Below are 23,170 nucleotides of genomic sequence, written 5' to 3' on the forward strand. Positions count from 1 at the left end.
TGCTTCAAAAATCAAACAATCTCAAGAGTTAAAAGCTCTTGAAAGTGTTCTTTGAGGTTTTACTGTTACTAGGCTATTGTCTTTTTTATTTTTTCGCTCCGTTTAAGTTATTCTTTATAGGATTGCTCTGCAAAATAAGAACTTCTCACCAAAATGCCTGAAGCCACTGCTTTAAATCCCATAGCATAAGCTTCAGCCTTCAGATCTTCAAAAAACTGCGTATCATAATACTTTTCAACCCTGTGATGCTTCGGTGTAGGTTGCAAATACTGCCCAATTGTCAGCTCACTTACACCAACATCCAAAAGTTCACGCATACTTTCACGCAACTCATCTTCACGCTCCCCAAGTCCCACCATCAAAGATGATTTGATGATTTTGTTAGAATTTTTAGCATAATACTCCAAAACTTTTAATGAACGGTCATAATCACTCTGTGGACGCACACTTTTACTGAGTCTTCGTATCGTCTCCTGATTATGTGCGAGTTTATGGGCATCACTTGCTATTACTGCGTTTAGAGAAGCTTTGTTGTTACGAAAATCAGGTGTTAAAAGCTCTATTTTTATTTCAGGATTGAGCTCTTTTATTTTTTTCACACAAGCGGTAAAATGCCCTGCACCATAATCTTTCAAATCATCCCTGTCCACCGAAGTAATGACGACATATTTTAAATCCAGTTCTTTAATGGCGGTCGCTAAACGCAGCGGCTCATCAACATCTACTTTTTGCCCATGTCCAGTTTTTACATTACAAAAAGTGCAGGCTCGTGTGCAAACATCTCCTAAAATCATAAAAGTAGCACTTCCACGACTGTAACACTCCGCTCTATTTGGACAAGCTGCCGCTTCGCATACCGTTGTAAGCTGGTTATTTTGCAATACTACTTGCATATTGTGTAGTAATTCAGGAGCTGGGGCTTTGACCTTTGGCTTAAATGGCTGCATCGTTAAAACTCTCCTCTAAAAAGTGTACTACTGCTGCGTTTACTGCTTCTTGCGTGAGATTGATACCCTCATTAGCAAGAGAAGTTGGTACAATGCCCTCTAAATTACAGGGGTTAACTTGTGAATGAAAATCCAAATCAACATCTACATTGAGAGCTACTCCATGCAAAGAAACCCCCTGCGAATAGCGAAATCCAAGCGAAGCAATTTTACGGTTTTGGATGTAAAAGCCGGCTTGTTCTTTGTTGTAAGTTACTTCCGGCAGATATTTCATAAAAAAAGCCTCAAACGCAGTAAGAACTTTTTTATAAAATTTTGCAGGGTTTTTTACCCCAAAACAGAAATAGTAGATATTTTGTCCAGGAGAGTGGCAGGTAATGGAACCGCCTCTATCTGTTTTAATAACTTCTACATTAAAACACTTTTTTTCGGCACTACCAACAGTAAATAGGGGAGGGTGAGAGCAGAGAATAAGATGATTTTGCCCATCATTTTTTGCGAATTGATGCACTTCTTGCATCTTCTCTCTTACTTCGTTATAGCCAATTTCTCCCCACTTATGAACAATCATAATTTATATAAGGTTCTCTCTAATGCTTCAGAAAAAGTTGGATGTGCCAAAATGGTATGTTTTGCTTGCGCGACATCCATCTCTCCTGCTAAACTCATAGCAACTGTGGCAATGAGCTCTTCAGCGTTTGGCGCTAAAATTTCAGCACCCAAAATAAAGCCCTCTTCATCCGCAAAACTTACCATTATGCCTTTGCTTGCATGGTTGTAAACAGAGTATGTAAACTGGTTAAGTGTAACGAGACTCTCTTTGTAGTTTATACCTTCACTCTCTAGTTGCATTTTCGTTTTTCCAACGACTGCATAACTCATTGGCAGTATATGGATAAACTTCACAACATGTTCTAAATTCAGAGCACGAGGATTTTTACCCAAGATGCGCTCTGTTACATTTAAAGCTTCTGCGCGGGCTGCATGAGCAAGTTGGAGCTTGCCGTTACAATCTCCTATGGCGTAATGTTTTTCAAGAGTTGTCTCAAAGAAAGCATCCGTGACAATGCCATGTTTCACTTCCACTGTATCACAGCCTATCACATCTACATTTGGTCGTCTTCCTGTTGCAACAAGCAGCATCTCTGTGTAGTTACTACTGCCATTCTCATAAGTGATATGCACACCTTTTTTTGTTGAGGTTGCTTTACTGACAGGATGATTACTTAAAATATTTACGCCGAGTTTTTCAAGCTGCGTCTGCACAGCACTCTCAATGCTAGGATGCGCCTTTTTTAGCACCTTGTCGTGTCTATTGAGAAGGGTCACTTCCACGCCCGCCGTTGCAAAAAAACTTGCCATCTCAAGCCCAATAGCACCCGTTCCATAAATGGATATTTTTTTCGGAAGTTCCTGCAAGTTTAAGACATCATCACTGATGATAATATCTTTTGCATTGTGAGCAATGCCCTCAGGAATAAAAGGCGAAGAACCCGTCCCTATGACGATATATTCACCCTCTATCACTTTGCCGTTGACTTCCACTTTATGCGATGCAATCAACTTTCCTTTTCCTTCAATCAACTCAAAATGAGAACACTGCTTCTGCAGCACTTTTGTGACACTTTTAAGCAGAGCATCTTTTTTCTCAAAGAGTGTTTTCATATCTAAACGCAGTGAGCCTTCAATTATTTCGTTTTGTGACTCATAAACAAGATTTGAGTAGTGCAAGAACATTTTAGAAGGTATGCACCCTTTATGAAGACAAACACCACCAATCTGACTCATATCACTCTCAATAAGTGCCACTTTTTTTCCGTTTTTTGCAGCGACAATCGCTCCGGCATAATTCAGCCCGCCACCTATGTAAATAATGTCATACATTTTTTTCTCCTACTCTCAAATTATATCAATTTGGATATTTATTTTTCATACTCTTTTATAAGCTATAATTAACAAAAATATAAGGACTAACAATGAAAAGATCAATACTTTTAGATACACATCCAATGTATGCTATGGAAATTTCAAAATCTGAGGCAAAAGTCTCAAATATTGATGAAATTATTACACACTTTAAACAAAAGATACAAGAGAATCCAGAGGCTGTCTTCATCACTGTTTTCGACCACTATGCACATACAAAAGAGCTTAATGGCGAAATTTTAGATACGATCGTCAATGCTAAAAATCTTCTCTTTTGTTTTGGACATACTATTAAAAATATTGAAATTTTGGTATTTAGACCAAAATCAATCGCTATTTGTGAAACTAAAGAGAGTTTCGTTTTAGAATTTTTAGAGACTCCAAGACCCGAAGTGAATGCTTGGATGCAGTCTTGGATCAAAGAACTTCAAAAATAATTAAGTGCCTGACCATAATAAATGTCATAATTCAATGAAGAAAGAAAACATAAGGTACAAGGCGAAAATTCGCAGGAGCTACTAGTAGCTTCAAGGATTTTTAACAAAGTAGATTGTGTTTTCTTTCTTCACCCGAAGGGCAACACTTAAAAGGCTTATCTTCTTCGTTAAACTTCGGCTAACGATACTAGTATCGCTAACCAAAGTTTGCCTTGAATCTAAACCTTTTAAGTGTTGTTGAATATGACATTTATTATGGTCAGGCACTTGCTACTCCTTAAAATTAAGAGGCTCACTTGCCTCTTTTTTGACATCCGCCATAAAAAGTGCTGCTTCGTAACCATTTATAAGTCGATGGTCTGCTGTAAGTGTTACACTAATTTTGCCATCACTTATGCCACCTACTGCAACAATGGCACTCTCATCTTTGTTTATCATTGCATCAAAACGCGCAACGCCAAGCATTCCAAGATTTGAAATACCAAAAGTACCGTCTTGCATATCTTTTGCACTAAAATTATTAGTTTTAAGCTTCTCTTTAAACGCAGCGAGTTGCTCTGTTATTTCAGAAATTGTGAGTCTGTTTGCATCTTTTATGACGGGCATATAGAGATTTTTTGCATCTGCTACGGCGATGGAGAGCGAAGCATTTGGAGCGATGGAGAGGGCGTTGTCCAAAAGTGTTGTGCGAAAACTTTCATGCTGCATCATTACTTTTGCAAAAATCTTTACAAGCCACGCTGTCATACTATGTGTGTGGTGTGCCTCAAAAAGTTTGGCATCTACGGATTCATAGATGTGATAAATGGGCTTTTGAGCAGAACGCGTTACATTTGCAATGATTGCTTTTTGCATCGGTGAGAGTGCTTTTGGAAGTGCTATTTCATTTGCATCGATGTAGGTTTGCACTTCATCGCTGTCTATCTTATGATTAAGTTCAAAAAGTGAATGCTCTAGCTGGTACTCTTGCAATAGTTTCAAAGCTTTTGGCGTGAAATACTTCTCTGTGACATACTCATCGACATCCTCTGTATGAAGCACTTTTTGTGGCATTTTCGCCTGAAGTTTTTCAATATCAACACCCACAGCAGCGGCTTTTGCTCTGGCTTTTGGAGATATGCCACTTTGTGTTTTATGTGAAATATGTGATGCTTGGCTCTGCTTTGTTGTTGTTGGAGCAACAGAGGATGTATCAAATATCTCATCTAAAACACTTTTTGTCTCTTCTTTTTTCGAAGTTTGTTCTTCTTTTGGCGCTGTTTTCGGCTTAGTTGCTGCTTGTGCTTGTTCTGTAGAAGCTGTTGCACCCGTTTCAATACGCGCAATAACAGTCCCAATCTTCACTTCATCATCTTCTTTTACTAAAAGTTCTTTGACAACACCATCTTTAAAGGTTTGCACCTCCATAATCGCCTTGTCACTCTCCACTTCAGCAATAACATCACCGCTTTTGACACTTTGACCAACACTTACTTTCCAGCTTACTAATTTTCCCTCTTCCATTGAGTCAGAGAGTTGTGGCATTACTATCTCATACATCGTTTTTTCTCCCCCACGCTATAATCTCTTGGGCAATAGAATCTGGTGTAGGAATAGATGCAAGTTCTAGCGTTCTGTTGTAAGGAATAGAAACATCTGCTCCAGCTAAACGCAGCGGCGCAGCATCAAGCTCGTAGAACATCTCTTCAGCCGCCCATGCGACTACTTGTGAACCAAATCCACCTGTTTTATGGTCTTCTTCCACCATTACAAGACGTGAAGTTTTTTTAATGGATGCTGCCAATGTTTCATAGTCTATAGGATTGAGTGAACATAAGTCTATAACTTCACATGAACAATTTAATGCACTCTCAATGGCAGGAACACTCTGCATTACGTCATCAACCATCTTCAGATAAGAGATAATGGTAATGTCCTCTCCCTCTTTAACAATGCGCGCTTTAAACGGGTCAAGCTGCTCTTCAAAGTTCACCTCTCCCTTTTTATTGTAGAGAAGTTCATGCTCTATAAATACAAAAGGATCATTTGAAAGGATGGCATATTTTAGTGCATGGTAGGCATAATTTACATCGCAAACACTAAGCACTCTAAGCCCTGGTACGCTACAAAGCATCTGCTCATAACTCTCACTATGTTGTGCTGCGAGTTGTTTACTAACACCTTGTGGAAAACGCACTACCATAGGTAAAATCACTTTACCATTACTCATATAGTGGAGTTTCGCCATATGGTTTATAATCTGGTCAAACGCAAGTAAAGAGAAGTTTCCTGTCATAATCTCAGCAACAGGACGAAGACCACCTATTGCCATTCCTACTGCATTTCCTACAATGCTTAGTTCTGCTATGGGGGTATCTATAACACGTTCTTCGCCATATTTTTCTACCAGCCCCTCAGTTACACGAAAACTACCGCCATACAGACCCACATCTTCACCGAGTGTTACCACGGTGTCATCTATTGCCATCACTTCATCAAGTGCCTTATTTAGCGCTTCACGGTATAACATCTCAGACCTCCTCTACAAAAACATGTTCAAACAGAGCCGCTACGTTTGGCTCTGTTGCATTCTTGGCAAATGCCACTGCTTCATCTACTGCTGTTTGTGCTTTTTGTTCAATTTCTTGCAACTCTTTGTCACTGCACATCCATCTCTCTAACAACTCTTTTTTAAAATGTACCAGAGGGTCTTTTGCCTTGCAATGGCTCATCTCCTGCGTACTTCTGTAACTATTTGCATCACTTACAGAGTGACCTTCAAATCGGCATGTAAAAGCCTCCACAAAAATAGGACCATGCCCATCTTCAATGAGTTTCTGAGCCTCTTTAATTGTCTCATAAACTGCTTCGGCTTTCATCCCATCAACCGAAAGAGTCATCATATAAGGCTCTGCTTTTTTAGCCTGCTCGCGAAATGGTGCAGAGCGTTTAATGTTTGTACCGATAGCGTACTCATTATTTTCACATAAGAAGAGTAGCGGGAGTTTATGTGTTGCGGCAATATTTAACGATTCAAAAAATGCTCCACCATTACTTGCACCATCGCCAAAGATGACCATAACACCGTCTTCTGCACCTTGGAGTTTTCTAGCATAGGCACATCCCACTGCGTTTGGAATCTGTCCACCCACGATGGCATCGCCTCCGTAAAAGAAACGAGAGGGTTCAAAGAGATGCATACTGCCACCTTTGCCTCCACTCACACCCTCTGCTTTACCAAAGAGTTCTGCCATTACTGCTTTTGGCTCAATGCCTCTTGCCATAGCCATAACATGCTCACGATAAGTTGCAAAAATATCGCCTTTTTCAAAGGCTTTCATAGCTGCAACACTAAAAGCCTCCTGCCCAATGTCAAGATGCAAAAATCCTGAAACATTGCCTTGCATATAGTTCTCTTTGGCAGCGTATTCAAAGTTACGACCTAAAACCATAAAATAGTAAATCTCTTGTGCTAGTAATTTGTTCATAATTAAGCCTTTTTAAAAGTAAATAATCTTTTTTTATTTAAAGAGTTTAACTCTTTATTAAATTTTTCATTGAACTGGGTACTTTTTTCTTTTAAGTCTTGTAAAAATTTAATACGTCTCTCTATAAAATGAAAATATAAGAGACCACTAATGACGGCAGCATAGAGGCACCAGAGTGAGGTGAAACCATAAGGACGCAGTAAGAAAATTATAGTAAGCCCTATAAGGTTTAAAACACCAAAAAGTGCTACAGCAATGGAACTACTAAGCATTAATGCACCACATGTGGTAAGAATATAGATAGTAGCATCATAGATATTCGCCGTCCATGGATTGTTATAGTAGAGTGTATTGTTTATGACAGTGACTGTACTTGGAACGATTGCCAGACCATACATCGTATAAACGGCCAAGCCTAAACCAAGTAGCGTAAGCATACCAACAAGCTTTTTTCTGTAGCCATCTTTTTCTATAAGCCAAATGGAAAGAGGTATTAAAAATGGTAAAACACCTTGTGCATAGTAGATAAATATTCCTGCGGCAAGTTCTAAGGCACGATATTCTATATGTCCACCGACACCTAGCCAGACAAACCCTTCTGTAAACTGATGCAGTGCAAATAGTAGCGGTAGTGAAGCAAAAATAACCTCATTAGGGGTACTGACCTTAGTAAAAGTAAGCAAACCTATAAGACCGATGGCACCTGCAAGTGTAAAATTTAAAACTGCGAAATAAATATCCATACGAATTCCTTACATAATATGTTCATAACCCAAACCAAACGCAATGGTAAGCAAACCTAAAAGAGATATCCAAAGAGCTGATTTGTAACTGTTTTTTATACCACCAAACCAGAGGGCATAGAGTGCTTTGAGAAGATTATTACTTCCTGCTGCTATCATTATAGCAGCTACTATCTGAATGGAAGAAATACTGAACTTCCCTGTTAAAATAGAGAGAATAAAAGGGTCAATATCTGTAAAACCTACTAAAAATGACAAAATTTCGAGTCCCGATTTTCCATAGTTGCTTGTTACATACTGTGTCACAATTATCATTGCAACGAACAAAAATGCAAATACAAAAGCAGTTTTGAGTTCAAGTGGATTTTTATCAACAATGTCAGGATGTTGTTTTTGTTTGTCATTATTTCTTAGATAAAAAGATGCAATGATAAAACCCACAAGTGATAACAGACCAAAAGGTAACAGAATTTTTTCTCCAATACTGAAGTTAAAAATAAATGCAACGACTATTAAACGCAGGTACATCACAGAAGTTGCTGAGATAATGGCTGCATCTATAACGTCAAGCCCTTTTACCTGCCTTGCTTTTCTTGCAAGTACAACAGTTGTTGCAGTCGATGAGTATAAACCGCCAAATATACCTGTTAAAAAGTACCCTTTGGAAGGGAAAAAATACTTTTGCAAGATATATCCGCCATAACTGATGGCAGAGATAACAACAACAGCAAGCCATATCTTAAAAGGGGAGAGTGGAATATATGGAATAATTTTTGTATCTGGTAGAAGAGGAAGAATGACCGCGGAGAGTAGAATCATTTTACCAAGTGTCTCAAACTCGGTAATATTGATATCTTTAATGAATTTATCCATCCCCCGATTTGAATTGAGTATGAAAACGATACTCACATAAAGCAGCGCTGTCATCCAAAGTGGCTGCAACTCTATCAATGGGCCGAAGCTATAGACCAAGAGCATTACTATAAAGAGTAATATACTGCGTTTGCCATCTTTGAGATTATTATTATAAAGTACTGCATAGAGTACACTAAGTGCTAAAAATCCTGCTCCATAGAGTAAAAGAGTGCTTTTATCGACTAAAAAGAGTATAAAGCCTAAAATACCCACAAAGCTGTATGTTCTCACATCACCAAAAAAGTAGTGCATTTTAGATTCTTGCTCTTTTTGTGCTCTGTATGACTTGACTTCTAAGCCAATCAAAAAACTAAAAGCACTAACAACTAAAAAATGGACAAGTTCAATGTTCATACTCATACTGTTACTATCTACTCAGAGAAGAGTGGATTTCCCTCTTTTTTATGCCATTTAATAATGTGCTCCCACGCTTCATCAGCATTATCTGCAAATTTAAAAATATTTAAATCATCCGGAGCAATTACACCTTCTTCTTTTAAAAATTCAAAATCTATTGCTTTTTCCCAGTAGCTTTTACCCACAAGTACCACCGGCATAGAGTGTGTTTTATGCGTTTGAATAAGTGTGAGCGTCTCAAAGAGTTCATCAAACGTGCCAAATCCACCAGGATAGACCACTAGAGCTTTCGCCCGATTTAAAAAGTGCATTTTTCTCACTGCAAAGTAGTGAAACTGAAAGCAGAGTTCGGGTGTGATGTAAGGATTTGGAAACTGCTCATGTGGAAGATGAATGTTCAGACCTATGGTTTTTGCCCCTACATCGTATGAGCCACGGTTTGCCGCTTCCATGATTCCTGGTCCTCCGCCTGTCATTATAACGACTTTGCAGTCATCTATATTTTCTCCACTCTCACCGACAAGACGTCCAAATCTGCGGGCATCTTCATAGTAAATACTTTTTCCAACCATACGCTCAGCCGTATAAAATTCACGCAGTAGTTCTCTGTTTTCTGGTTTTTTGTCGAGTTTTTCTTGAATCTCTTTAAGTTCATCCATTGCAGTTTGATGCTCTTTAATTCGCGCACTTCCAAAAACGACAATGGTATGCTCAATACCATGCTTTTGAATCTCAAGTTCTGCTTTAAGGTAATCAAGTTCAAGACGCACACCTCTTGCGGCATCAGACTTTAAAAAATCTTCATCTTCTATTGTAAGCCTATATGTCGGGCTGTTTTTTATTTTTTCTATCAGTTCATGAACCTTTGGCTCCTCTGATTCTAGCTTTGGTTTTTCCCAAGGAAGTTGTGTTCCTCTTTTTGTCTTTTTCATTATAGTGCCTCTTCGCCATATCTTTTTTTATAGTATTTAATAACAGCCATTTTTACTACGTCATTAAAGACAAACCATGTTGTTACATACCCCCATAAAAAGAGTGCCCACTGCCAGTTTATGCGAGGAATAAGACCAAAACTGTAAAGACCTATCGCGGTTCCTGCTAATGCAGTAAAGAGTGAAGCCGTTACAAGTGGCCATGATGGATATGGTTTTTTAAAGAACCAATCGGCTATACGGGTATTAAAAATTGTATAGTGTCCTGCAATGATAAGTTTTACAAAGAAAAGTGTCTGTACAAAAGCTAAAAATGATTTATCATCTTTCATATTAACCCATGACGGTATCTCTGGTAAAAACATTGCAGAATCAGGATGTGATTTCAAGTAAATCATAACTATATAAAAAATAGTAAAAGAACTTAGCACTCCAGCAACACCAAGCCATGTTGAGAGGACAAATACCATTTTCATATCCCATCGTACAGGCTTTGATTCTACTTTTGTATTGTCATAAGCAATCGTCATAATAGGGATGTCATTGAGTAGTGCTAAAAGAATAATCATAATAGCCGTAATAGGATAAAAGTCAAAAATAACAATAGAGAGTGTCATAAATATCAAAATACGTACCGTCTCTGCAATTCTATAGACCACATAACTTTTCATTCGCTCAAAAACTATACGAGCTTGCTCGATGGCATCTACAATAACACGAAGACCCGGAGCCATCAGCACAATGTCAGCTGCCGCACGAGCAGCATCAGTTGCACCACTTACGGCAATACCACAGTCTGCTTTTTTAAGAGCAGGGGCATCATTTACTCCATCACCTGTCATACCGACAATATGATCTGCTTTTTGTAGTTTATCTACTATGAAGTATTTGTCTTCTGGAAATACTTGTGCAAATCCATTTGCTTTTTCTATGATTTGAACTATTTCAGATTCATGTTGTTTGACGCTTCCTGCAGGAAGAGGCTGTGAATTTAGCTCTTTTTGTACATTATTTACAATTGCCGTTACTTCTTTATTGAGAGTCTCTTCGTCAATGCCAGTTTGCACTGTTTTTAAGATAGAACGAGAGATAAGTTCTGAGAGAAAAACATACTCTTGTGTACTTTGACCTTTGAGCTCTTTGATGTCCTCTATATCTTGACCAATCTCTAAGATACCAGAGATATATTTTGCAACGGCGATATTATCACCTGTAACCATCTTGACTGAAACACCTTTTGCGTTTGCTTCAGCTATTGCTTGTTTTGAGTCTTCACGAGGAGGGTCAAAAAGAGGAACGAGCCCTACAAAATGATACTTGTCTTCATCTGCTTTTTTATATCCGACACCTAATGCTCTAAAACCTTTTTGTGCAAAAGAGTCTACCTCTTTGTATGCTTCTTTTTTATCAAACTCTTTTTCATCACACAGTTCAATAATAACTTGAGGAGCACCTTTGGTATAAATCATATTGTCAGTAAAAATACCTTCAGTTTTCTTACTTACAGGATCAAAAGGTACAAATTTCTTCATCTTTTTTTCTATAAGTTTGTTACTAAGTTTGTGTGCATCAAGATAATCAAATATAGGTTTTTCTATGGGATCTTCATTCTCTTTTTTACTTGCAAACGCAGCGTATAACAGAAGTTGGTCTTCTGTGTAATTGCTAGAGAGGTATGGGTCAGCGAGACTCATTTTATTTTGAGTGAGTGTTCCTGTTTTATCTGAACATAATATATCCATTCCTGCAGCTTCTTCAATAGCTGAAAGTTTGGTAACAATTGCCTCTTTGGATGCTAAAACTCTTGCACCCAGAGCCATAGTAACAGTGAGAACCGCTGGCATAGCAACAGGAATAGCAGAAATAGTCAAAATGAGTGCAAATATGAGTAAATCTAAAAGTGGTTCTCCTTTTGAGACACCATGCCAAATAATGATGGCAATAAGAAAAATTGTCATAAAAATAAGGAAATCTCCAACTTTTATAACCATTTTTTGAAAGTGTCCACTCTCCTCTTTTTCTGCTTTAGCAACAAGACCTACAGTTTTTCCAAAGTAGGTGTTTAGTGCTGTAGCCGTTACTTTTGCTATCATTTCACCTTGTTTTACAATAGCATTTGCATAGAGTGTTTCACCTACTTGTTTATTTACAGGAAGAGATTCTCCTGTAAGTGCAGATTGATCAACTTGTAAGAAATCTCCACCTCCAAGCAGAGTACAATCAGCAGAGACAACATCACCGATTTTTATTTTAATAATATCATCAGGAACGACCTCTTTAGCATCTATATTTTTCCATTCACCTTCACGCAGTACAAGTGCCTTGCGTGCTAGCTTTTTCTTTAGTACAGAAATAGCACTCAAAGCCTTTGACTCCTGATAAAAATCAACAAAGGCATTTACTAAAAGCATAAGCATAATAACGGAAAAATCTTCCCACCTATGTGCTATTGCTGAGAGAACTGCTGCAATTTCAATCATCCAAGGAATAGGACCCCAAAACTTTTTGAAAAGCCTCTGATACCAAGTCTCCTCTTTTTCGTTTATTTCGTTATATCCATATTGTTTTAGTCGTTCTTGAACTTCTTCTTGTGTAAGTCCGGTCACATTTTCATCCATAATTAACTCCTAAAGATATTTTATTCTTTTTTAGATGTTTTAGAAAGAACAGATTGCAGTTGTTGCATCTCTTTTCCAAAATTTGTCCAATTTCCTTGCTGCAAAAATTGCAACGCCTGATTGTAATGTTTTAGTGCCTCTTTTGTTCCTTGTAGAACAGGTGCTTTTAACGATTTAGTTTTCGATACAGAGATATTAAAAATAGCTTGAAGTGCTTCATCTAATGTCCTCCTCATTGCAATTTTATTTTTAAATACGACAATCACTCTTTTAAGCTCAGGAATTTGACCTTGTTCTGACTGCAGATATACAGGCTCTACATAAAGAAAAGAGTTTTTAATAGGAATAACAAGCTGATTTCCTTTTATAACTCGTGAGCCTTCTTGTCCCCAGAGTGTAAGTTCAGATGAGATTTCTGGTTTTTGGTTAATTCTGGCTTCTATTTGCATAGGTCCATAAATAAGCTTGTCTTTAGGGAGTGTGTAGACTATCAAATCACCATAATGAGGAGTATCACATCGTGCACACATCCATGCTACCATATTGTCTTTTTTTGAAGGATTAAGCGGCAGCATCAAAATATACTCTTCGCTTTTCATCTTTGGCAAACGCATAATAATATAATACGGAACCATTTTTTGCTCTTGACCTTCATACATAACATTTGGTATTTGCCAATAATCTTCTTGATTATAAAAAACCTTTGGATCAGTCATATGATAAGCATTATAAATTTTTACCTGAATATTGAAGAGATCTGTAGGGTAACGGATATGCGCTTGTAAAAATTTTGGCATTGCTTTAAAAGGCTTAAATAGTTTTGGATAGATTTTTTCATAAGTCTGAAGCAATGCATCATTAGGATTAACAACATAAAAAGAGACATCACCATTGTAAGCATCAATCACTACTTTTACAGAGTTTTTAATGTAGTTGATGCCTCTTCTGATTGGGTTGCGTGAAATTGGTTCTGAATATGGGTACATATTGCTTGTTGTGTAAGCATCTTGTATCCAGTAAATTTTTCCATCTTTGTCAATCACCGTATATGGTTGTCTGTCGTATGCAAGAAAAGGTGCTAGTTTTGCAGCGCGCTCAGTGATATTTCTATAGAACATCAGTCGGCTTTTATTGCTCAAATAAGTTGTAAAAAGAATATTTATGTCAGAAAATTTCCACGCATATACAAGACGTTTAAAAAGAGAAGATATTTTAACTCCTCCCTCTCCTTTGTAATGCGTGTAAACATTCTTTTCTCCCTTTGGATAATCAAACTCTTTTGCTTTTGTATTTACAAGAACAAACTGGTCTGTTGATTGACCATAATAGATGCCCATTTGTTTTAGTTTTAATGGTACGCTACTTACGGGTGGAATATCTTTTACTATAAGATTTGGCATACCGTTTGCAGTTATTTCATTGACCGGATTCATAACGATTCCGTATCCATGAGTATATATGAGATGTTGATTGACCCATGTTTGCGCTCTGTATGGTATCTCTGAAGCTGGAAGTTCTCTTGCTCCAAGAGCTACTTCGGTGTAGTTTTTAAAATGGTAACGGTCTACTTCTATATTTTTAAAATCATAATAGAGGCGAATCTCTTGAAGCTGTTTATATGTTTGTATCAGTGGTCTTCTATCCCATAAACGGATATTTTTGATTGTGTTATGATTTTTCAAAATATCTTGGTAGCTTGCATTGTTGTCTGCTGCAAAAGGTTTGACTTGAATTTTGTCTAGTCCATAAGCTTTTGTTGTAAATTTTATATTGTTTGCAATGTAAGGAGTCTCTTTTTGTAGCTCGGTTGGTTTGACAATGTACTCTTCAACAACAGAGGGATATATCCAAACAAATCCAATGACAACAAGAAGCCAAAGAATCAGTGCCCCAACAACAACTTGCATTTTTTTATAGAGTGGATAAAAAAAGAGAAGAAGCGTAACAATGGCTGTCATGACAATGATAGTCTTGTAAGCAGGAATTTGGGCATAGACATCCATGTAAGAAGGACCATATGCAACACCATTGGAAGAGTAGAGAATATTATAGAGTTCTATAATATAATATGCACAGATGCCAAGCGTAAAAAATGCACCTAAAAGCAAGAAATGTCTCTTCGCTTTTGTCTCAATTTGCAATCTATTATTTTGGTAGTTAAAAATATTATGCGTATAATAGAAAAAGCCAACAAAAAAAGTGCTCAGAACAAGCATTGTAAAATACCAGTTGAGTACAATTTGATAAACAGGAAGTGTAAAGAGGTAAAATCCTACATCTTTACCTAAAATAGGTTCCTGCAGATGAAAAGAAGTGGGATGCAGAAATTTTAAAAAATCAATCCAATATGCAGATGCAGAAGAGCCCATAATAAGCCCAAACAATACGACTATGCTACCCCATGCCAAAATAGAGAATTTTTTATGACTTAGAAATGAAAGCTTTTGCCGTAAATCATTATCAAGAAAAGCAATAGAACTCTGATGCTCTTCATGTTTATGATACGCATAATAGAGATTAAGCCCAGCGAACAAAATAAAAATAAAAAAGAAGAGAACAAAAGAGAGAATTTGCGCCAAAAGATTGGTATCAAAAACCGAGCTATAGCCTAAGTTTTTAAACCATAGCCAATCCCCATAATAGTCTACAAATAGGCTAAATAGCGATACAGACAGTAATAGTAAGGCTAATGCAATAACTCTCTTTATAGTTTTGTTCATAATTGTCCAGCAATATAATCCGCAACTTCTAATATTCTTTGTGAATATCCATATTCATTATCATACCATGCCATAACTTTTACCATTTTGTTTCCGACCACTGCAGTTGAGAGTCCATCGACGATGCAAGAGTGGCGGTTGTTTATAATGTCAGAAGAGACTATCTCTTCAGTGGTAAATTCTAAAATACCTTGTAGTTCACTCTCAGAGGCTTTTTTAAATGTTTCGTTGAGTGCTTCTTTTGTAACATCTTTGTTTAAGAGTGCCACAACTTCTGTAATAGCTCCATCAGGAACAGGTACACGCAGTGCCATAGCTTCCATTTTACCCTCTAATGCAGGAATAACCTCTACAGTAGCAATAGCAGCACCTGTTGTTGTTGGAATAATATTGACAGCCGATGCACGACCGCGTCTGCGTTTTTTTGCACGCTTGTCAACTGTGACTTGTGAAGAAGTATATGCATGCGTTGTTGTAATCATCGCATTTTCTACGCCATAATTCTCTTCTAGCACTTTCATAACGGGTGCTAGTGAATTGGTAGTACAAGAGGCATTTGAAATGATGTGATGTTTATCATTGTCATACTCTGTCTCATTTACACCTTTAACTATTGTAAGGTCAACATTTTTCCCTGGTGCAGAGATAATAACTTTTTTTGCACCAGCTGTGATGTGTTGCTGTGCTAAAGTACCATCAGTAAAACGCCCAGTACACTCTAAAACTATATCGATGCCAAGCTCTTTCCAAGGGAGTTCAAGAGGGTTGTGACTGCTCACAATAGTAATCTCATGCCCATCGACTATGAGTTTATTCTCCTGCGTTTGAATGTCAAAATTGGCTCTACCATGCACAGAATCATACTTCAAAAGGTAGGCAGCATCTTCAACACTTGAAGTATTTGCTGCAACTATTTCACAATTCTCTGGCAGATTGTTAATATAATGTCTCAGTACCTGATTTCCAATACGCCCAAGTCCATTTATAGCTACACGTTTTTTCATAATTCTTCTCCTTATTTCCAAGTATATATTGCTTCATTTTCAAGCATCATCTCAATCTCTAAGAGACGGTTATATTTTGCAAGTCGCTCACTGCGTGAGGCTGAACCGGTTTTTAAATGTCCTCCGTCCATTGCTACTGCAAAGTCTGCTAAAAAGGTATCTGCTGTTTCGCCTGAACGGTGAGAAAGTAGGTATCTCCAGCCATTGTCACGACACATTCTTACCGCATCGACAGTTTCAGTTACTGTTCCAATTTGGTTGAGTTTGATGAGTGAAGAGTTTGCTGTATGCTCTTTTATTCCTCGTGAAATAAATTTGGTATTTGTTACAAAAATATCATCACCGATTATCTCTATTTTATCTCCAAGTTCTGCTGTGAATTTTGCAAAACCTTCCCAATCCTCTTCAGCCAATGGGTCTTCCCAGAAGATAATAGGATACTTCTCTACCCACTCTTTTGCAAGAGCTATAAGGTCATCACTCGTCTTTTTACCAGCACCTGACCATTTAAGGTCATAATTACCTTTTTTATCTGTACAAAAAGAGGTTGCCGCACTATCTATACCTATCATGATGTCCTTAGCAGGTTCAAATCCAGCAGTTTTGATGGCTTCTATGATAAGCTCCATTGCCTCTTCATTGCTTTTTAAATCTGGTGCAAAACCACCCTCATCACCTACAGATGTTGCAAGTCCTCTTGATGCCAAAATCTTTTTGAGTGCATGAAAAGTCTCTGCTACATAACGCAGACCTTCGCTAAAAGTTGGTGCGCCAAGTGGCACTGCCATAAACTCTTGAAAATCGACACTATTGTCTGCATGCTCTCCACCGTTTAAAATGTTCATACACGGTACAGGAATACGTCTAGAATCTGCTCCGCCAAGGTATTGGTAAAGTTCAAGTCCGCTTGAAGCTGCGGCTGCTTTTGCTGCTGCCATTGAGACACCTAAAATTGCATTTGCACCTAAGTTTGATTTGTTTTCAGTGCCATCAAGTTCTATCATCGCTCTGTCTATTTTTGCCTGCTCTTTTGCATCCATTCCTACAACAAGAGCTGCAATTTTATCATTGACATTTGCCACTGCGTTTAAAACACCTTTTCCACCGTAGCGAGAAGCATCGCCATCTCGAAGTTCTACTGCTTCATACTCTCCGGTACTTGCACCTGAGGGTACAGAAGCAGAGACCTTTGTACCATCTTCAAGTTCCATTAAAACGCGTACTGTAGGATTGCCGCGTGAGTCGAGTATTTCCAATGCTTTTATGCTTTTAATTGTTGAATTTGTCATTCTTTTATCCTCTTTTCATCATGCTTTTAAAAAATATCTGCTGCGCTAATTTTCCAAACGACTCTGTAAGTGTTGGATGTGGATGGATGGCTTTCATGATATCCATAGCACTCATCTCATTTGCAACTATGAGTGCTGCTTCTCCAATGAGAGAAGAGGCATCTTCGCTTACAATCTCTATGCCAAGAATCACTTTTGATTTTTTATCTATGATAAACTTCACATAGCCCTCAGTCTTTTTGTCTATTTGAGAGCGGGCATCTTGTGCAAAATCATACAGTTCAATATCTACATCAAGCTCACGCTTTTTCGCTTGTTCTTCATTGATGCCTGCAACACCAATTTGTGGGTCACTAAAGAGTACCCAAGAGTTTTTATCATAATTTACTTCATGCTTGGATGGTGCGAACATATTATGCACGACAACACCTGCTTCATAGCTTGCCGTATGGGCAAACTTTGGTGCAGGAACACAATCACCGCAGGCATAAATATGTTTTTGTGAAGATTGCAGCTCTTTATTTACCACAACGCCACCTCTGTCATACTCCACTTTTGCATTTTCTAAACCAAGTGTTGCTACATCTGCACCGCGGCCCGTTGCTAAAAGAACATTTTCAAACTCTAAACTGCGTTCTTGATCATTTTGTGAAAATTTTACAATGAACTTCTCATTTTCATAATCAATTGTCTCAAGATTTACATTGCAATCAACAACAATACCATTGTCTTGCATTTTCTTTTGCACAATGTTTGCACTCTGCTCACTCATATGTTTCAGTATTCTTGAACCACGCTCTAAAATATGACACTTCACGCCAAGCTTGTTAAACATTTGAACAAGCTCACAGCTAATCGCTCCAGCACCTATGAAAAGTATCTCTTTTGGCAACTCTTTTTCTAAAAAAACATCTCTGTTTGTCCAAGCCTTGCTTACACCATTTCCTTTAAAAGGAGGAATGTTTGTTTTGCCTCCTGTTGCAATGAGTGCCTTGTCAAAGCTAAAAAGTTCTCCATCTATTCGCATGGTATGAGTATCTACAAACTCTGCAGTTCCTTGTTTGAAGTCAAGTAAAGGGAGTTGCTCAATCTGCATTAGAGCAGCTTGTGAGCGTTTTTGCAGTATCTCATCTTTATCTTTTATAACCGCTTCCCAATGCATTTGTGGATGATTGTCTTCTATATGAAACTTTTTAGCATTGACAACCTCTGCGTAGTGATTGGCTGCACTCTCAAGCACTTTTGAGGGAATACACCCTTCAAAAAGGCACTCACCACCAGGTGCATCGCGTTTATCGACAATTAGTGTTTTTACTCCAAATTTCGCTGCTGTCATGGCTGCAGGTGTTCCTGCAGGTCCCGCTCCGATGACTATTAGACCATAATGTGTTTTCATTTTTGTTTCCTTAAGATTGTGTGAACTCTTCTATTGCATCTTCTACCGGTATCATATACATAAGTGCCGGACCTCCATGCATAAGTACAGCCTGCATTGCAGCTTCAAGTATTTCTTCTTTTGTTGCACCTGCACCCAAAGCACCTTTTACATGTAGGGCTATACACCACTCACACTGCGCTGAAATTGCTAAAGCTACATTGATAAGTTCTGTATATTTATCACCTAACACAGTTGATTTTTCCGTTGCAAGCATAAACTTGTTAAAGGCATTAATCTGTGTTGGCGTATCTTTTTCGAGCTTTGCAATAAGCTCTTTTATCTCTTGAAGTTTTTGAGTATTTGTTTTCATAACGACTTCCTTACTTGAGTAGTTTCAGTGCTTCTTTTACTGTTGCATTTTCACAAGTGATGGCATAAATTGCGTTTGCCATTTTTACAGCCTCTTTGAACTCTCTTTGGTGGATGTTACGACCTGTTCCGTTTCCACGGCTGCCACCAATACTTTTTTGCTCATATAACTCTTGCAAAAATACTTTTTCATCTATTTTAGCGCCACCTTCACAAAGTACACCACTTCTTCCTGCCGCCATTGTGACCTCTTGGAGTAGTTTTGCATTAAATTTGCCTTTTTTAGTATAAGGCACTTTAAGTTTTATAAAATCAGCACCCAAAGCTGCACCAACACCGGCTGCACCTGCTATTAAGTGTGCATCATGTTCATCTTTTACAAACTTGCCTTTTGGATAAATCCAAAGGACACATATCATTCCGTTTTTGTGTGCTTCATGGACTATTTTTGCCGCTTGAGAGAGCATTGCATGTTCATTTGCTCCACCGAGATAGAGCGTATATCCAACACCTTTAATGTCAAGTCCACTCTCTTTTTTAAAGTTTACAATTTCATCAACACTTAACCATGCTTCAGAGTAGGGGTCTATTTCATCATAAGGAACAAGATTTGTTTTTGAGTTGAGTTTTACAAGGTAGGGAATGTTTTTATAATCACGCCCATATCTGCTAATAAGCCCAAATTGTGTTGCAAAAACACCTACTTTTGCTTTTGAAGCAATTTTAAACATATGTTCAGGGGAGTTGTCCTCTAATGGAATATCTTTGCCATAGAAGTCATTGTTAAGGTGTTCGACCTTTTGGTCACCTGCAAAAAGCATTAGATGGTTTGTTCCATTTGTTGCTTCTTTAAGATTTTTTTTATAGAGTGCTACTCTTTTTGCCGGCACATCAGCTGGTACATTAAATTTCATTATTTTTCTCCATCTTTTTTATCTTCTTTATCATCTACATCTTCAACAAATGCACCACCTAAAAGAAGTGATACTCCATCAAAAAGTAGACTAATACCGACTAAAAGTCCAATCAAAAAGAGTGAACTTTTTGGCCAACCAATAACAAATAAAACACCAAGGACTAAAGAGGTAATGGCATTAAAAAGCCATACCAACCAGATTTTTTGAGGTTTAAGTGAAAATGCCAATCCAAAACCTGCAAAAGCATCTGTAAAAAAGTAAATGGCAAAAACAAGCCCAAGTGCAGCTGCACCTTGAAGAGGGTAGTAGAGCAGTACAAAAGAGGCAAGAACGAGAATGAAACTTTTAAGCCATCCCGCCCAATCCTCTTTGTTACTTTTATATGTTAAAAGTCCTGCAGAGATACCCGCAAACATCATCAAGTATGCTACGAGCATTACAGTTGTAACACTCATAAATGCAGGAAATATAATTCCTATTGCACCAACGAGGACGAAGATACTTCCACTTATTTTGGCATGTTTTTTGAAGTTGTCTACCAAATTTTTATTAAGATTCATCTCTAAATTAAGATTTTTATGCCATCTCCACATTGTTTATCTCCCTAAACTTTTTTCTAATTTACCAATATTTTCTATTGTTTTTAACACTGAATCTGGATTCAGACTCATAGAGTCAATTCCAAGACGCACTAAATACTCTGCCATTTCAGGATAATCTGAAGGTGCTTGACCACAAATACCACTATGACGGTTGTTGCGTTTACACCCCTCAGTTGCTAGACGAATCATCTCTTTGACACCCTCATCTCTCTCATCATAATCAAACGCAACCACTTCGCTGTCACGATCAACTCCAAGTGTAAGCTGTGTAAGGTCATTACTACCGATGCTAAATCCGTCAAAGATTTTACTAAAGGCATCTATTTGAATGACATTGTTTGGAATTTCACACATTACATAGATTTCTAAGCCATTCTCACCCTGTTTAAGTCCATATTTTGCCATTGTGTCAATGACTTTTTGACCCTCTTGTACTCTACGACAAAATGGAATCATAAGCGTAACATTTGTAAAGCCCATTTCATCTCGTACACGCTTCATAGCTGCACATTCAAGGGCAAATCCCTCTTCATAGTTTGGATGAGCATAACGAGAAGCACCACGAAAACCAATCATAGGGTTGTCCTCTTTTAACTCAAAAGTAGTACCACCTAAAAGTGTTGCATATTCATTTGATTTAAAATCACTCATACGAACAACACATTTTTTAGGATAGACAGCAGATGCAAGAGTTGCTACACCCTCAGAGAGTGTTTTAACAAAAAAGTCTTCCATTGAGCTATATGCCTCAGTAAGTTCTTGTAGTTTTGCTCTTGTTTCATCATCGACTTTTTCAGGATGTTTAAGTGCCATAGGGTGCGCTTGTATATATTCATTAATGATGAACTCCATTCTTGCAAGTCCTATGCCATCAACAGGTAATGAACTTAGAGAAAATGCAAGATCTGGATTTCCAAGATTCATCATAATCTCTGTTTTTGTTTTTGGAAGATTTGAGAGGTCTGTTTTTTGAATTTCATATTTTAAAATACCTTCGTAAATATGACCATCTTCACCCTCAGCACAACTTACAGTTACTTTATCAGCATCGGCAAGAACTTCTGTAGCATTGTCACATCCCACAACAGCAGGGATGCCAAGTTCGCGTGAAAGAATTGCCGCATGACAAGTTCGCCCACCTTTGTTTGTAATGATAGCAGCAGCTATCTTCATAATTGGTTCCCAATCAGGATTGGTGGTATCTGCTACTAAAACTTCACCAGCTTTAAAAGTATCTAACTCTTCTACACCTTTGATGTAGTGTGCTTTTCCTTGTCCAATTTTTGTGCCGATTGCCTGACCAGTTACGAGAACTTTACCACTCTCTTGCATATGGTAAACTTCTAAAATATTTCCATGTTTTTGGCTTTGAACTGTTTCAGGGCGTGCTTGAACCATATAAAGATGCCCATCATTACCATCTTTTGCCCACTCCATATCCATTGGTTTATGATAGCCCGCTTTCTCAGAGTAGTGTTTTTCAACTTTGATTGCATAATCAGCAAGAACCATAACATCATCATCACTCAGACAAAAATGAGATTGTTCCTCTTTTGTTGTTGGAATATTTTTTGTATATTCAACAGCGATATTGTCAAGATTTATGGTATCTGTAAATATCATCTTTTTCTCTTTTGAGCCTAAAGAGCGTTTAAGAACAGTTCTAAAACCTTTGTTGAATGTCGGTTTATGTACATAAAAAGCATCAGGGTTAACTGTACCTTGCACTACATTTTCACCAAGACCAAGTGCTGCGTTTATAAAGACAACATCTTTAAAGCCTGTTTCGGTATCGAGTGAGAACATAACACCACTTGCACCGATGTCACTACGAACCATTTTCATAACAACAACAGAGAGATATACTTTTAGGTAGTCAAATCCATTGTCATATTTGTAGTGAATAGAGCGGTCGGTAAAGTTTGAAGCAAGACAACGCTTATATGCGTCAAGTAGTTCATCTGCAGTTGCGATGTTTAAGTAAGTATCGTTTTGTCCAGCAAAAGAGGCTTCTGGTGAGTCCTCAGCAGTTGCAGAGGAGCGCACGGCTACAGAAAGGTTTTCGCCGTACTCCTCTTTTAGTTTTTCATAAGCACTTAAGATGTCACTTTTTAAATCGGCAGGAATTTCACAGTTGTAAACTATGTCACGACATTTTTTACCTGCAGTTTGTAGTGCATCTACACTTGTTACATCAAGATTGTCAAGTTGTTCATGTAACTCTTTCCATGCATTGTTTGCATCAAGCAGATGCACATACGCATCTGATGTTACAGCAAAACCATTAGGAACGCGAACACCTTCACTCGTTAGGTTTTGATACATCTCTCCCAAAGAAGCATTTTTTCCGCCGACTTCGGCAACATCTGCTATACCTATCTCATTAAACCATTTAACATTTTGTGACATCTGAAAACTCCATTTAATTAAGTTATTAGATGTATTTTACCCCTCTTAAAGTAAACACAATGTGACATATGTCACTTTTAAAGAGTATTTTTAAATTTTTAATGAGGCATGTTTCCCATATTTTGCATTTGAGATGTTTA

19 protein-coding genes are annotated in these 23,170 nt (G+C 37.8%); 1 reads left to right on the forward strand and 18 read right to left on the reverse strand.

Annotation, left to right across the window (positions count from 1 at the left end; translation table 11 throughout):
- Positions 1 to 107: 107 nt before the first annotated feature.
- Genes lipA through MV589_RS09870 form a run of 3 tightly spaced genes read right to left on the reverse strand, consistent with a single transcriptional unit; the run spans position 108 to position 2,831 of the window.
- On the reverse strand, positions 108 to 947 hold the full coding sequence (gene lipA / locus MV589_RS09860; RefSeq protein ID WP_297434408.1) for a lipoyl synthase: 840 nt from the start codon (positions 945 to 947) through the stop codon (positions 108 to 110).
- A complete protein-coding gene (gene lipB / locus MV589_RS09865; RefSeq protein ID WP_297434411.1) occupies positions 934 to 1,518 on the reverse strand; it encodes a lipoyl(octanoyl) transferase LipB in 585 nt (194 codons plus the stop codon). Before lipB ends, lipA begins: the two co-directional genes overlap by 14 nt.
- Positions 1,515 to 2,831: a dihydrolipoyl dehydrogenase family protein gene (locus MV589_RS09870; protein WP_297434413.1), complete on the reverse strand. Its 1,317-nt coding sequence runs from the start codon at positions 2,829 to 2,831 to the stop codon at positions 1,515 to 1,517. Before MV589_RS09870 ends, lipB begins: the two co-directional genes overlap by 4 nt.
- 92 nt (positions 2,832 to 2,923) lie before the next feature.
- On the opposite strand from MV589_RS09870, the gene MV589_RS09875 reads away from it, so the two are divergent.
- Positions 2,924 to 3,310 carry a DUF6858 family protein gene (locus MV589_RS09875; RefSeq protein WP_297434415.1) on the forward strand — a complete coding sequence of 129 codons (387 nt, stop codon included), beginning with the start codon at positions 2,924 to 2,926 and terminating at the stop codon, positions 3,308 to 3,310.
- 270 nt (positions 3,311 to 3,580) lie between these two features.
- On the opposite strand, the gene MV589_RS09880 is transcribed toward MV589_RS09875, so the two are convergent.
- From MV589_RS09880 to ppsA, 15 genes are read right to left on the reverse strand one after another with little or no spacing between them, the layout of a single operon-like run.
- A complete protein-coding gene (locus tag MV589_RS09880) occupies positions 3,581 to 4,849 on the reverse strand; it encodes a dihydrolipoamide acetyltransferase family protein (protein WP_297434417.1) in 1,269 nt (422 codons plus the stop codon).
- Positions 4,842 to 5,819: an alpha-ketoacid dehydrogenase subunit beta gene (locus MV589_RS09885; protein ID WP_297434419.1), complete on the reverse strand. Its 978-nt coding sequence runs from the start codon at positions 5,817 to 5,819 to the stop codon at positions 4,842 to 4,844. Before MV589_RS09885 ends, MV589_RS09880 begins: the two co-directional genes overlap by 8 nt.
- Position 5,820: 1 nt before the next feature.
- Positions 5,821 to 6,777 (reverse strand): thiamine pyrophosphate-dependent dehydrogenase E1 component subunit alpha, encoded by a 957-nt coding sequence (locus tag MV589_RS09890; RefSeq protein ID WP_297434421.1) that lies wholly within the window; start codon positions 6,775 to 6,777, stop codon positions 5,821 to 5,823.
- 2 nt (positions 6,778 to 6,779) lie between these two features.
- A complete protein-coding gene (locus tag MV589_RS09895) occupies positions 6,780 to 7,520 on the reverse strand; it encodes a DUF6629 family protein (RefSeq protein ID WP_297434423.1) in 741 nt (246 codons plus the stop codon).
- A gap of 9 nt (positions 7,521 to 7,529) precedes the next feature.
- Positions 7,530 to 8,795 (reverse strand): MgtC/SapB family protein, encoded by a 1,266-nt coding sequence (locus MV589_RS09900; RefSeq protein WP_297434425.1) that lies wholly within the window; start codon positions 8,793 to 8,795, stop codon positions 7,530 to 7,532.
- A gap of 11 nt (positions 8,796 to 8,806) precedes the next feature.
- Positions 8,807 to 9,724: an LOG family protein gene (locus MV589_RS09905; protein ID WP_297434427.1), complete on the reverse strand. Its 918-nt coding sequence runs from the start codon at positions 9,722 to 9,724 to the stop codon at positions 8,807 to 8,809.
- Positions 9,724 to 12,342 carry a plasma-membrane proton-efflux P-type ATPase gene (locus MV589_RS09910; RefSeq protein WP_297434429.1) on the reverse strand — a complete coding sequence of 873 codons (2,619 nt, stop codon included), beginning with the start codon at positions 12,340 to 12,342 and terminating at the stop codon, positions 9,724 to 9,726. The genes MV589_RS09905 and MV589_RS09910 overlap by 1 nt, the downstream gene beginning before the upstream one ends.
- 20 nt (positions 12,343 to 12,362) lie before the next feature.
- Positions 12,363 to 15,062, reverse strand: a complete 2,700-nt coding sequence (locus MV589_RS09915) for a UPF0182 family membrane protein (protein WP_297434431.1) — start codon at positions 15,060 to 15,062, stop codon at positions 12,363 to 12,365.
- The gene (gene gap / locus MV589_RS09920) at positions 15,059 to 16,066 is read right to left on the reverse strand and encodes a type I glyceraldehyde-3-phosphate dehydrogenase (protein WP_297434433.1); all 1,008 of its coding nucleotides are present in this window, start codon (positions 16,064 to 16,066) and stop codon (positions 15,059 to 15,061) included. The genes MV589_RS09915 and gap overlap by 4 nt, the downstream gene beginning before the upstream one ends.
- A gap of 11 nt (positions 16,067 to 16,077) precedes the next feature.
- Positions 16,078 to 17,355 (reverse strand): phosphopyruvate hydratase, encoded by a 1,278-nt coding sequence (gene eno, locus MV589_RS09925; RefSeq protein ID WP_297434435.1) that lies wholly within the window; start codon positions 17,353 to 17,355, stop codon positions 16,078 to 16,080.
- Between the two features lie 4 nt (positions 17,356 to 17,359).
- Complete coding sequence (locus tag MV589_RS09930) at positions 17,360 to 18,751, reverse strand: dihydrolipoyl dehydrogenase family protein (RefSeq protein WP_297434437.1); 1,392 nt, start codon at positions 18,749 to 18,751, stop codon at positions 17,360 to 17,362.
- Between the two features lie 10 nt (positions 18,752 to 18,761).
- On the reverse strand, positions 18,762 to 19,103 hold the full coding sequence (locus MV589_RS09935) for a carboxymuconolactone decarboxylase family protein (RefSeq protein WP_297434439.1): 342 nt from the start codon (positions 19,101 to 19,103) through the stop codon (positions 18,762 to 18,764).
- A 10-nt stretch (positions 19,104 to 19,113) separates the two neighbouring features.
- On the reverse strand, positions 19,114 to 20,016 hold the full coding sequence (locus MV589_RS09940) for a beta/alpha barrel domain-containing protein (protein WP_297434441.1): 903 nt from the start codon (positions 20,014 to 20,016) through the stop codon (positions 19,114 to 19,116).
- Positions 20,016 to 20,612: an HdeD family acid-resistance protein gene (locus MV589_RS09945; protein WP_297434442.1), complete on the reverse strand. Its 597-nt coding sequence runs from the start codon at positions 20,610 to 20,612 to the stop codon at positions 20,016 to 20,018. The genes MV589_RS09940 and MV589_RS09945 overlap by 1 nt, the downstream gene beginning before the upstream one ends.
- Positions 20,613 to 20,615: 3 nt before the next feature.
- Positions 20,616 to 23,030 (reverse strand): phosphoenolpyruvate synthase, encoded by a 2,415-nt coding sequence (ppsA, locus tag MV589_RS09950; protein WP_297434444.1) that lies wholly within the window; start codon positions 23,028 to 23,030, stop codon positions 20,616 to 20,618.
- Between the last annotated feature and the right edge of the window lie 140 nt (positions 23,031 to 23,170).

The organism is Sulfurimonas sp. (assembly GCF_026991475.1).
Lineage (GTDB): Bacteria > Campylobacterota > Campylobacteria > Campylobacterales > Sulfurimonadaceae > Sulfurimonas.